Source organism: Vibrio sp. 1249-1, from assembly GCF_033340495.1.
In genome coordinates this window covers 248,847-260,532 of sequence record NZ_JAWOWJ010000005.1, presented here as the reverse complement: position 1 = coordinate 260,532, position 11,686 = coordinate 248,847, and the positions used below count along the sequence as shown (strand labels likewise).

At 46.7% G+C, this 11,686-nt stretch carries 8 protein-coding genes and 1 riboswitch; of the genes, 6 read left to right on the top strand and 2 right to left on the bottom strand.

Translation table 11 applies throughout. The annotated features are described in order from the left end of the window. Positions 1 to 113: 113 nt before the first annotated feature. A complete protein-coding gene (gene recC / locus R7Z50_RS11825) occupies positions 114 to 3,605 on the bottom strand; it encodes an exodeoxyribonuclease V subunit gamma (protein ID WP_318149094.1) in 3,492 nt (1,163 codons plus the stop codon). A 252-nt stretch (positions 3,606 to 3,857) separates the two neighbouring features. Between recC and R7Z50_RS11820 the strand changes: the two genes are divergently transcribed. Continuing rightward, positions 3,858 to 5,681 (top strand): DUF3413 domain-containing protein, encoded by a 1,824-nt coding sequence (locus R7Z50_RS11820; protein WP_132936903.1) that lies wholly within the window; start codon positions 3,858 to 3,860, stop codon positions 5,679 to 5,681. Positions 5,682 to 5,756: 75 nt separating this feature from the next. Here the strand turns inward: R7Z50_RS11820 and R7Z50_RS11815 are convergent, their stop codons facing one another. Continuing rightward, positions 5,757 to 6,731: a TDT family transporter gene (locus R7Z50_RS11815; RefSeq protein ID WP_085569832.1), complete on the bottom strand. Its 975-nt coding sequence runs from the start codon at positions 6,729 to 6,731 to the stop codon at positions 5,757 to 5,759. A 109-nt stretch (positions 6,732 to 6,840) separates the two neighbouring features. Here R7Z50_RS11815 and R7Z50_RS11810 point away from each other — a divergent pair, with 109 nt between their 5' ends. The 5 genes from R7Z50_RS11810 (at position 6,841) to dapD (ending at position 11,614) form a co-directional block, all read left to right on the top strand. After that, complete coding sequence (locus R7Z50_RS11810; protein ID WP_318149093.1) at positions 6,841 to 7,767, top strand: LysR substrate-binding domain-containing protein; 927 nt, start codon at positions 6,841 to 6,843, stop codon at positions 7,765 to 7,767. A 128-nt stretch (positions 7,768 to 7,895) separates the two neighbouring features. Beyond that, the gene (locus R7Z50_RS11805; protein WP_005380208.1) at positions 7,896 to 8,195 is read left to right on the top strand and encodes a YebG family protein; all 300 of its coding nucleotides are present in this window, start codon (positions 7,896 to 7,898) and stop codon (positions 8,193 to 8,195) included. A gap of 156 nt (positions 8,196 to 8,351) precedes the next feature. Beyond that, positions 8,352 to 8,427: riboswitch (Fluoride riboswitch) on the top strand. 132 nt (positions 8,428 to 8,559) lie between these two features. After that, positions 8,560 to 9,252, top strand: coding sequence for an iron-sulfur cluster assembly scaffold protein (locus tag R7Z50_RS11800; RefSeq protein ID WP_318149092.1), 693 nt, complete (start codon positions 8,560 to 8,562; stop codon positions 9,250 to 9,252). Positions 9,253 to 9,275: 23 nt separating this feature from the next. After that, on the top strand, positions 9,276 to 10,259 hold the full coding sequence (locus R7Z50_RS11795; RefSeq protein ID WP_258509690.1) for a GGGtGRT protein: 984 nt from the start codon (positions 9,276 to 9,278) through the stop codon (positions 10,257 to 10,259). 323 nt (positions 10,260 to 10,582) lie between these two features. Beyond that, on the top strand, positions 10,583 to 11,614 hold the full coding sequence (dapD, locus tag R7Z50_RS11790; RefSeq protein WP_213867039.1) for a 2,3,4,5-tetrahydropyridine-2,6-dicarboxylate N-succinyltransferase: 1,032 nt from the start codon (positions 10,583 to 10,585) through the stop codon (positions 11,612 to 11,614). The last annotated feature ends 72 nt before the right edge of the window (positions 11,615 to 11,686 follow it).

Here is an 11,686-nt window from a genome sequence, read left to right as displayed (position 1 = left end):
ACAAAAGTATCATGGTCCCTCTGACCTTGTGGCCGTACAGCGAACGCCCTACAAAAAATAATGATTTTCTGGCGGCCACCCTACTCTTCCTTCTCTTTATCCAGCTGTCTTTATTACGCTTTTACATCATCAGCGTCTTGAACCGCTAAGCGCGCACCTTGCAGTACTAATGCTGTCAGCAAACGAACTTCTGAGGCCAACTCATCATTCCAAGCAGGCCAAATTCGAGAGATGTACGCATTATTGCCTTCGCCCGGGCTCATGAAGCCATCATTGAATGCGTCAGCCATTTTCTTCAAAGATTTCTCTTCGTCATCTACCCACTGACCGCGACTAAAGCCCGCTTCAACACAAGCCAACGCCGTTTTCGGGAAATAAGGCAAAGGCTTAGTCATGCCTTCGAAGAATAAGCGAACTAATTCAGTCAGTAGCTGTTTGGCATACTGAGCATCGGCAATTTCTGGGTAGATCAAATGCAGCGCGCCTTCTTTACGATCGTAACCAATGATGTGGGTTTTCTTAGCATGACCCGACGCCGACATGGCAAGGTGATCGATCCACGCAGCAAGGTAATCCTGCGAGCGAATCTTACCGCTTCGATAGCGAATCAAACCGGATTGGTAGCATTGAGTTAGCCAACCTGTTAGGCGAACGTTTTTCTCTTCGCCTTCATTTCGCTCAAACAAGGAATCAAACGTCAGGTCAATTTCCAAATCGTCTTGAGGCGCACCAGATAAAAACGCCAGTTTATCCACCAGCTCTTCCGCCTGAACTCGGTTAGTTTCAAATTCGATATCACCAAACGCCCCCACCGGCAGTTTGCCTTGCGCGCGCTGTTGACTCATAAAGTGTTTAAGCACCTCTGTTTTTTTCTCTGGCTGCATCAATGTCGTTTCAAGCAAGGTTTCTAACAGCTCATCACGCATTTGATAGCTTTCCAAACCACCTAAAACAAAGGGTTCGTCGTCTTCCATCACCGGTAGCGGCGGTTCAAAGATTACTTTTAAACGACGATTGAAAAAATACTGCACAGGTAAGCGCCAGAAACGTTGCAACTCGACTAAGTCGAGCTCAAGTGGGAACGTCGCTCCTAACAGATAGTCGTCTAATGCCCGATTAAAATCACGACGGACATAGCCTTGCGATTGACTGCTTTGAGTCAATGCCGCTGGAATCCACTCTTTCGCGTAGCTAGCATGCATGCCTTGGAACGCACTTGGGCTAAACGGCACCATGGCGTGGGTATTCACCAACGCATTTAATAAGTTGTCGCCAGACTCATCAACGGGCAACGCTTCATCACCACTTAAACAATAGTTTTGGTGACAGTATTCCATCAGCTCAGAAACCAGAACCGAAGGCACTCGCTCGGTGTTGTCTTGGATTGAACGGCCAACATAACTGATGTAGAGCGTTTGCTGTGCAGACAACATCGCTTCGAGGAATAGGTAACGGTCATCATCTCGGCGCGAACGGTCGCCCGGTTTGGTTCTTCCTGTCATCAAGTCAAAGCCTTCTGGCGGCATGGAGCGCGGATACACGCCGTCATTCATCCCCAACAGACAAACAGTTCTAAACGGAATAGAGCGCATCGGCATCAGGGTACAAAAGTTCACTTGACCAGCAAGGAAGCGCTGGCTGACTCGTGTGCCAGATAATTTGTTTTGAAGGTATTGGCTGATGATCGACGGCGATAACGCATCATCAAATGCGGCATCAGCTAATTGCTCTTTGAGTTGACTGAGCGTATCGCGAATGGATTTGAGCGCCATTTCGCCTTCTAACTCAACCGAGAAGAAGTCATCCAGCAGTGAAACCAAAGTCTCTCGCCAACCATCGATAGTTTGAACATGAGAAAGTTTGCTTCGATAAGTGCTAATTTGTTGGATAAAGTGTGCCAACTTGCCCGCCAGCTCTGCGCCCATGCCTTGCACTTCGTTGTACGGAGACAAACTGCCTTGCTCGGTTTCAAACAAGCCTGCGGATTCTGGCATCGCGTAGCCAAGCAACATGCGTTGAATACCAAATTGCCATGTGTTTTGACGAGTTTCCGGCAGTTCAAATTCGCGTCCGGTATTGGCGTCCAACCCCCAGCGAATTCCCGATTCCTCAACCCATTGTTTAGCTTGTAAGAAATCACCTTCGCTGAGTTCAAAACGCTTTAATATCGCCGGAGTTTCCAGAAGTTCGAGTAGTTCTGATGCCAAACAGCGCGTATTGGGTAAGTTCACCAACTGCATAAATGCGGCCAGAATTGGGCTCTCTTGATCGGCGGTTCGGTCAGAAATCGAATATGGAATAAAACGCTCACCCGGCGCGTTACCAAAGACCGCCTGAATCGCAGGGCTGTAAGCGTTGATGTCCGCGACCATCACGATAATATCGCGCGGTTTTAACGTTGGGTCAGCATCGAACATCGCCAACAGTTGATCATGCAGCACTTCCACTTCACGCATCGGGCTGTGACAAGCGTGTAGGCTCAGTGATTTATCACCCAAGCTAACCACTTGTTTGTGATGACTGTTTTCAATCTGTTGGTCATCTTGATGTTCTTCAAGATTGAGAATATCCGCTTGCAATTGATGGAGCAGACTGTCGCGCTCAACATCAACAAAGGCTTCAATTTCATGAGATTCCAGCTGAGACAACAGATACATATTGTCGCGCCCGAGTTTACCCATGGATGCCAACAGACTGTTTCCGACCACATCGGTGTGCAGCTCATCGATCACATTATCTTCCAGTGATCCTTTCAGTTGCTCAGTTTCACCTTGCACTTCCGAGTGATCGTCCTGCCACACAACGTGCTGACGATGTTTCGCCGCCAAACGAGCCAGATATTTGCGATCTCGAACTTCACCCCAGTAATAACGACAAGGGTTAGTGAACATCAGATGCACGTCGATGTGTTCGCCAATTGCTTTTAGCGCATCCATATAGCGAGGCGGCAACGAAGAAATGCCAAAAACAAACAAACGCTTGGGTAAATGGTCAAAATTGCCGTTAAAACTCGCTAACGTGTCGATAAAGTGCTCATAAAGGTTGGCACGGTGATATGGAGACTGCCCTAACGACACAGTGTGATCATACAACGCTTGCCATAAGATCGGCTGCCACGGATGCTCATCTTCCAACTCTGCCACACTCTTCCCGGCTTCCCAACTTGCGATCCATTCCGGACGATACACCAAGTAACCATCGAAAATATCGGCAATTTTCTCAGCCAGCTGATACAGCTTAGAGTGGTCACTGTCATCTTTGAGGTACTGCGCTAACGGCGAAAACACCTCTTGGTTGAGAAGCCCCGGAAGCAAATGCATCAACTTCCACGTCATCGCTTCTTTGTTAAACGCACTGCGTTTTGGCACGTCTGGCAATACCTGCGTAAACATTTCCCAAATGAAAGTCGCAGGGAGCGGAAAATCAATGTTCGCGGCAACACCAAACTCTTTGGCCAATTCCATTTTTAGCCACTGGGACATGCCTGGACTTTGAACCAGAATTTGTTCTTTTTCGAACGGGTTTTCCAGCGGACTGATTCGAATCAGTTCGACAAGGAGTGATTTAAGAACGTCAACTTGGTTGGAGTGATAAACAGTAAACAAATTGGGAATACCGAGCGCCGATTGAAACTGTTAGCTAGCTTAGCACAGCCCTATTTAAACCCGCAGTGATCTCGCGTTCGGAAAAAACAAAAGGTTATATATCACTCAAATAGAGTATGAATCTTCTGAATTTTCACATGTCAATCAAGTCTGACACTTCCATACAAAATGTGACATTCGTCGCAACTATTCCATAATAAAAAACACTGTTTTATACTCCCTCTACCCATAATTTATAAACAAACAAAAAGTATGTTTCGCAAACTGTCTTCCAACAGCGCTTGGCTGATTGCTTTTTTTGCTTGCTTTGCAGTGTACCTGTCGATCGCTTGTTATCCTTTTGTGTTGTCTAACAATCAGAATGAACCGCTAACCTTGTTGCAAGGTTACTATTTGGTTTCGACTCAATATGGCTGGCTGGGCTTGATCGCTCTTCCATTTATGTTGTTGAGTTTATTGCTCTCTTTTCTACCGACTCGAGCATTCAAAGGTATCGTGATCGCTATCGCGATCTGTCTATTGATCATGTTTAAAGTCGATATCCTCGTTTTTCAGCAATACAAACTTCACATCAACGCCCTATTAATCCGTATGTTTTTCGAAGGTGGCGGTGATGTCTTCGATATTTCTTGGATGAGTTGGCTTATCTTCGTCAGTGAAGTTGCCGTTCTGGTGATCGGGCTCGCCTGTACCGTTTGGGTAAGTAATCAACTGTCAGAAAGCCGAGCTAAGTTCGTTTTGATCAGCGTTTGGTTTGCTGTATTGCTTAGCACACAGATGATTCATGCGTACAAAAACGCACTTTACGACGATGAAGTCAGTCAGTTTTCGAATAACTGGCCACTTTACTACCCGCTGACGGCTCGTAAATTTATTTACAAACACGACCTAGTGGATGAGAACATTGCATCGAAGAACCGCGTAGAGTTAACCAACATTGAACGTAGCTCACTCAACTACCCGCTTGCGCCGATTCAAGTGCAAAGCAAAGAGAAACAGCCCAATGTTTTGTTTATCTTGGTTGACGCGTGGCGCTACAGTGATGCGACGCCGGAAGTCATGCCAAATGTCAGCAAGTTCGCCGAAAAAACGGTGAATTTCACACAACATATGAGCGGCGGCAACTCAACTCAAGCGGGTATTTTCAGCCTGTTTTACAGCTTGCCCGCGACCTACTGGGAAAGCTTTTACGCAAGTCAACGCTCTCCTGTGTTTATGGATACGCTGCAAGCAGAAGGCTACCGCATGGGCATTTTTGGCTCAGCACCGCTCACCAGTCCGCCACTCTCTCGCACGGTATTCAAAAAAGTGTCGGATTTGACCCTGAAACAAACTGGGGAAACAGCTGTCGAGCGCGATCAGCAGATAACAGACAAGTTCATCGAGTTCCAAAAGCAGGACAGCGACAAGCCGTACTTTGGTTTTCTGTTCTACGATGCCGCCCACGGTACGGTGTTTCCCGAGCCTGAATTTGCGAAATTCAAACCATACTGGGAACGCGTTGACCACATTTTGCTCAACAACGATTTTGACGCTTCGCTTTACCATAATCGATACAAAAACTCGTTGTACTACATCGATAGCTTGATTGGTGATGTGCTGAAAAACGTCGACTTAGACAATACCATTGTGGTGATTTCATCAGATCATGGTGAAGAGTTTAATGACCATAAGATGAACTATTGGGGCCACACGGGTAACTACAGTGACGTTCAAGTACATGTGCCTCTTTACGTGTACATGCCAAATCGTCAGCCAGAGCAAGTTGATTACCGCACGACCCATTTTGACGTCGTGCCAACCATGATGAATACGCTGTTTGACGTTCAAGGCACAACGAGTTCATACAGCGTTGGTCATAACTTGTTTGATAGCTCTGCCTCTCGCGATTGGTATATTGCAGGCAGCTACTACAACTATGCATTGGTCGGCAAAGAACTGATGCTTGTGGTCAACCCTGGCGGGCACTCTCAGCAACTGAATCGCCAGTTAAAAGTCGAGAAAGAACAGAAAGTTCCTGTCGATATCATTCGTCATTCTCTGGATGAGATGTCGCGATTTTACAAAAAAGGCTAGCGTCCAACATCGACGCCGATTGAAATAAAAAAGCCTCTTGGTTGTAAGACCAAGAGGCTTTTTCCTCTCTGCTATTTAAGCGTGATGAGCGTGCATCAAGCGTGGCTGAATCAATAAGTTGTTGATGTATTGTAAAGCCACATAAGAGACAACAAATGTTGCCACAATCAACTCAAGACCAGCTAAGCCTCGTACTTGTTGAACATAGTGCGCAGCCAATCCTTGCAACTCCATCCAATTCGCCATTTTAAACAGCGCCGTCGCACCGATCACCATCGGGAAGGTAAACGCTGCATAGCCAGGGCTGAATGGCAGTCTTAGCAATTTAAAGAAGGCTAAGTAGATGATGGCTGTCATCAATACCGCGATACCAAATAGCATAGCGATGATCACTGGTGATGGTGTCGCAGTGACCGTTAAGTACCCTGCCAATGATAGACTTGCTGGCGCTGCCATGATTGCCATTGTTGGTTTTGCTGCATCCGGAATTTCATGGGTGAACATGAAACGGTAGATCATCATTGGCAACATCACCGCGTAAGCCACCATACCGAAGATCAACGCACCGTGTGCAATAGGTGCAAGCACTGGGTTACCTGAGAAAGACACGTCTGCAACGATAATACCCACTGGTGGTACGAACCAGCTTGGCACCATGTGGTGTAGTTCAAAATCTTTGGCGCGATGGTAAACAAAGCTCACCAAGAACACGATGTGCAAAACCACCGCAATCAGCCAAAGCGCATCGCCAGCTAATGGGTAAAAATGGCCGAGAGAGTTCGATACCACCATAGTGCCCATCGCAAATGTCGGAACCACGCTGCCCACAACCGGATGAGCAAGATCTTGTCTCAATAGATGATTATGTAGCAAAAACTTGGTTGCCAATATAGCCAATAATACGCTCGCGATACCCGCACTAATCCACTGTCCGTAGCCATGTAATTCGGCGAAGTTCTCCCAACTCCAGCCCAAGCTTGCAATACCAAGAGCCAAACCCGCCATTGGAGTTGGCGCTCCCATTACTTTTGCTTTTGTTCTTTGAATCATGATGACCTCAACCAGACTCACTCTTGATGGGACGTATAATACGCTTGCACTTCGTTCCGATATATCTAATTATTTAAAACAAACGTTCAGAATTACTTAACGGTGGGGTATGGCAAGTCACATTTCTCTTAAACAACTGAAAGTGTTTACGACGATCACGCAGCACAAAACGCTCACAGCAGCTTCTGATAGTCTCTTTTTATCGAAAGCCGCAGTGAGCATGGCACTCTCAGAATTAGAAAAACAGATCGGCCATCACTTGTTTGATCGTGTTAATAACCGACTGATTTTGAACCAAGAAGGTCAAAAACTGCTACCACTGGCGGATGAGTTACTCAACCGAGCCAAAGACATCGAGAGCATTTTCGATGGTGACCAAGCGCTATCGGGCCAACTTCGCATTGGTGCCAGCGACACCATTGGCAACCAAGTCGCGCCCTATTTGCTTAGCGAATTTCGTCAGCAAACGAACCATCGATCTCAAAGCCTGTTCATTTCTAACTCCGCACAAATCTGCGACATGCTGACCGATTACGAGTTAGACATAGCCCTCATTGAAGGCAAAACACTTCACCCTGAATTGCAGTCTACCCAGTTTAGCGAAGATGAAATGTGCGTGATTTGCGCGCCCAATTCCCCAGCCGCGCACGAAGGGCCAGTAAACTTAACCGAGCTAGAAAACAGTGAATGGATATTGCGAGAGGCAGGATCTGGTTCACGCGAATTTTTTATGCGCGTTGTCGCGCCGCGCTTGGAACATTGGCATGAAGCTTTTCAGCTCAATACCACCGAAGCGTTGATCAACTCAGTATCGGCAGGGTTAGGCTTGGGCTGCTTGTCACGTTTGTCTGCAGAACCTGCTATTCGTGACGGCCGCGTAAAACTGCTCGACATGCCTTTAGATATGAAACGTCGCTTCTGGTTACTGGTTCATAAAGAGAAATATCAAAGCCCATTGCTCAAAACGTTTATCGAATTTTGCCAAGATTGGGAGCGACCAGCAAACCTTCCTTTGGCGGACAAATCCGCAAAGTGAAACCAAGATAGTTTAAATGCTAGTCAGTTAGTTGTACGTGTCTCTCATTCTGAGGCTTGTCGCTAGACTTGATTGGTCAAAAACTGTATAAAAAGCCAGTATCAATACACCAAATTAGGGGACCAACCATGGCTGTAATCGTCAAGTACGTGGTAGAACGCAATGGAGAAGAGAAAATGACTTTTACCTCTAAAGCGGAAGCTGACGCATACGACAAAATGCTGGATATGGCAGACGAGTTATTCTCACTGCTGGGTAAAAGTGAACTTCTAGAAGACGAAGGTAAGCAAGAAGATCTTGCAATGTTCCTTGCGCAAAACAAAGAAGAAGTGCTTTACGCTCTTGGTGCAAAACGTAAACCTGCACCAAAAAAAGCAAAGAAGCTTGAAGCTGTTGAAGAAGATAGCGAGCAAGAAGACGCTGCATAAGCCTCTCATTTGTTTAGAAAAAACGTCGCATTATGCGGCGTTTTTTTATTCCTTCCGTTTATCTCCATATATCTCTGAGAATATAAAGAACCGATTTAATATCCCAAATTGCTCTAAATTTCATGTTGCAGATTAGTGTGACTTAGATCTAGTCTAAATGGGTTCGGTGATGGGGTACCACCGGAATCGAAAGATTCGAACCGCTGTTAAAGCTAATGACTCCTACAGAAACGAAAACAGGTCAGCCCTGTTGGAAGTGCTTTCGCTTATGTTGTGAAAGCGAGAGTTCTGTAGTGAGCAATTCAACTCTTCTCCAACCCCGCTCCTGTTTTCTCAAAAATTAAAAATACACTGGGAAAACATTATGCAATATTCACACGAAATCCAATCAATGTGCCCGATTCAACGCGGCGATCTTCATGCATCTGCACCGATCCCTGTTGAAGGCGCAATGATCAATCCAAAAGACGTTATCGCGATTTCTGGTCTTAGCCACGGCGTTGGCGCTTGTGCTCCTCAACAAGGTACAGCAAAACTGACTCTTAACATCAAAAACGGCATCATCGAAGAAGCTTTGATCGAAACGATCGGCTGTTCAGGCATGACTCAATCAGCCGCGATGGCCGCAGAAATTCTAACAGGCAAAACCATTCTGGAAGCACTGAATACCGACTTGGTATGTGATGCTATCAACGTCGCGATGCGCGAAATCTTCCTTCAATTTGTTTACGGTCGTACTCAATCTGCTTTCTCTGAAGGTGGCTTGGAAATTGGTGCGGCATTGGAAGACCTTGGTCAAACTCAACGTAGCCAAGTGGGTACTAGTTACTCAACTAAAGCAAAAGGCGTGCGTTACATGGAGTTAGCAGAAGGCTACGTAACAAAACTCGCGCTAGACGAAAACAAAGAAGTGATTGGTTACCAATATCTCAACCTAGGCAAGATGATGAAAGCCATCAACGAAGGCGTATCTGCAGCAGAAGCCGCAGACAAAGCAACGGGGACTTACGGTCGTTTTGACGAAGCCGTAACGACCATCAACCCACGCCAACAATAATTGCCACCAAGAGGAAAGAGATTATGAACACTCCAATTACTGAATCTGTACGTCGCACATTAGACGAAATGCAACTTTCTTCTCCGGAAGAGGCTTACCAATACTGTATGGATCGTGGTATCGACCCTAAAGCACTAGTGATGGACACTCAACCTATCGCGTTTGAAAGCGCTGCCGATGCCTACACTCTAGGTACTGCTTTGGCGATTTTCCGCGGTGCAAAAACAGCAGAAGAAGCTGCAAACATCATCGGTGAAGGCCTTCAAGCCTGCACAAAACCAGGCAGCGTAGCAGAGCAACGCCGAGTGGGTATCGGTCACGGTGCATTGGCGGCTCGTCTATTGAATGAAGAAAGTGGCTGTTTCGCTTTCCTTGCCGGTCACGAGTCATTCGCAGCGGCAGAAGGCGCAATCAAAATCGCACTAAACGTGAACAAATCACGCAAAAATCCGTTGAAAGTGATCCTGAATGGTTTAGGTAAAGACGCCGCTTACCTAATCTCACGCATCAATGGTTTCACTTACGTACGCACTCAATACAACTACCAAACTGGTGAGTTAGTGGAAGTAGAACGTCGCCGTTTCTCCCAAGGTCCACGTGGTGAGATCCTTTGCTACGGTGCAGACGATGTACGTGAAGGCGTGGCTATCATGCATAAAGAACAAGTGGATGTGAGCATCACTGGTAACTCAACCAACCCGACTCGCTTCCAACACCCAGTAGCAGGCATCTACAAAGCAGAACGTAACCATGAAGGCATGCCTTACTTCTCTGTGGCATCAGGCGGTGGTACTGGTCGTACTCTACACCCAGATAACGTGGCGGCAGGTCCTGCCTCTTACGGTATGACCGATACCATGGGTCGCATGCACGCCGATGCACAATTCGCAGGTAGCTCTTCAGTACCTGCACACGTAGCGATGATGGGCTTCATCGGTATGGGCAACAATCCAATGGTAGGTGCAACTGTTGCACTTGCCGTAGCCGTCGGTGAACTTAGCCTTTAAGCCGATTTAATCGCTTTCTATCCAAAGCGATTAAATCCAACAAACCCAGTGTAGGGGGAGTGACTTCGGTCCTCCCCTTATTTTTTGCTATGCCCCTTTTCCAACTTCACTTTGTCTTTACCCCAAACCGGTCTGAGAAGGCTTTTGCGAAACATTTCTCATCAGACAAACATATCTCTAAAAAGACAAAAGGTATCCATCTACAGACTTTATCTATTTCCCCTCTTTAAACTCCCTAGCACTCTCATTATGATGACTGACAACTTAATTATTTCTTGTCAATGAACAGACGAGACACAAGACTCAACACATGGAGATCAACTATGGCTTTCTTCTCTCTAGCCTTTGGTACGGCAACTAAAAACCGCGACGGCAAAATCATCGAAGCGTTTTTCCCAAACCCAGTTCTTAACCCAAGCGAAGCGCTTGTTAATGCACTAGCAGCAGTAGCAGGTTACGAGCAAGGCAACCAAGCTATCGAGATCTCTGCAGCACAAAGCGCAGAACTAGCAGCAGCATTTGAAGCAAACGGCGATGCAGCAAACGCATCTTTCGCAGCAAAAGCAGCAGAATCAGCACAACCACTTGTACTGGTTATTCTTGCAACTGACGAGCAGCCACAAAGCGTTGCTGAAGGTTTCCTAAAACTTCAACTTATCTCTAACCGTCTAGTTAAGCCACACGGCACAGTACTAGACGGCATCTTCGGTCTACTGCACAACATCGCATGGACTAACGAAGGTCCAATCGATCTACCAGAACTAGCAGAGCGTCAAATTGAAGCTCGCTTAGCGGGTCGTGCACTAAGCGTAGATTGCGTAGATAAGTTCCCTAAAATGGTGGACTACGTAGTACCAACTGGCGTTCGTATCGCTGACACTTCTCGCGTACGTCTTGGCGCACACGTTGGCGAAGGCACAACAGTAATGCACGAAGGCTTCATCAACTTCAACGCAGGTACAACAGGCGTGAGCATGGTTGAAGGTCGTATCTCTGCTGGCGTAGTGGTTGGTAACGGCTCTGACATCGGCGGCGGCGCATCTATCATGGGTACGCTATCTGGCGGCGGTAAAGTTGTGGTTTCTATCGGTGAAAACTCTCTACTAGGCGCGAACGCAGGTCTTGGTTTCCCAATGGGTGACCGTTGTACTATCGAATCAGGTCTGTACGTAACTGCTGGTTCTAAAGTGCGCATGCTAGATTCTGAAGGTCAAGAAGTCGAAGTGGTGAAAGCCCGCGATCTTGCTGGTGTTTCTGACCTACTGTTCCGTCGTAACTCTGTAACAGGTCAAATCGAATGTCTTGCTAACAAGAGCGCGGTTGAACTGAACAGCGAACTGCATAAAAACAACTAATTCATTCGTGAATTAGCCCTACGAAAAATCCCCCAGCAGGAAACTGTTGGGGGATTTTTTAGCTTAAAGCAA

Coding starts and splice junctions, on each gene's coding strand:
- R7Z50_RS11820 (WP_132936903.1), top strand. CDS start 3,858: ATGTTTCGCAAACTGTCTTCCAACAGCGCTTGGCTGATTGCTTTTTTT.
- R7Z50_RS11815 (WP_085569832.1), bottom strand. CDS start 6,731: ATGATTCAAAGAACAAAAGCAAAAGTAATGGGAGCGCCAACTCCAATG.
- R7Z50_RS11810 (WP_318149093.1), top strand. CDS start 6,841: ATGGCAAGTCACATTTCTCTTAAACAACTGAAAGTGTTTACGACGATC.
- R7Z50_RS11805 (WP_005380208.1), top strand. CDS start 7,896: ATGGCTGTAATCGTCAAGTACGTGGTAGAACGCAATGGAGAAGAGAAA.
- R7Z50_RS11800 (WP_318149092.1), top strand. CDS start 8,560: ATGCAATATTCACACGAAATCCAATCAATGTGCCCGATTCAACGCGGC.
- R7Z50_RS11795 (WP_258509690.1), top strand. CDS start 9,276: ATGAACACTCCAATTACTGAATCTGTACGTCGCACATTAGACGAAATG.
- dapD (WP_213867039.1), top strand. CDS start 10,583: ATGGCTTTCTTCTCTCTAGCCTTTGGTACGGCAACTAAAAACCGCGAC.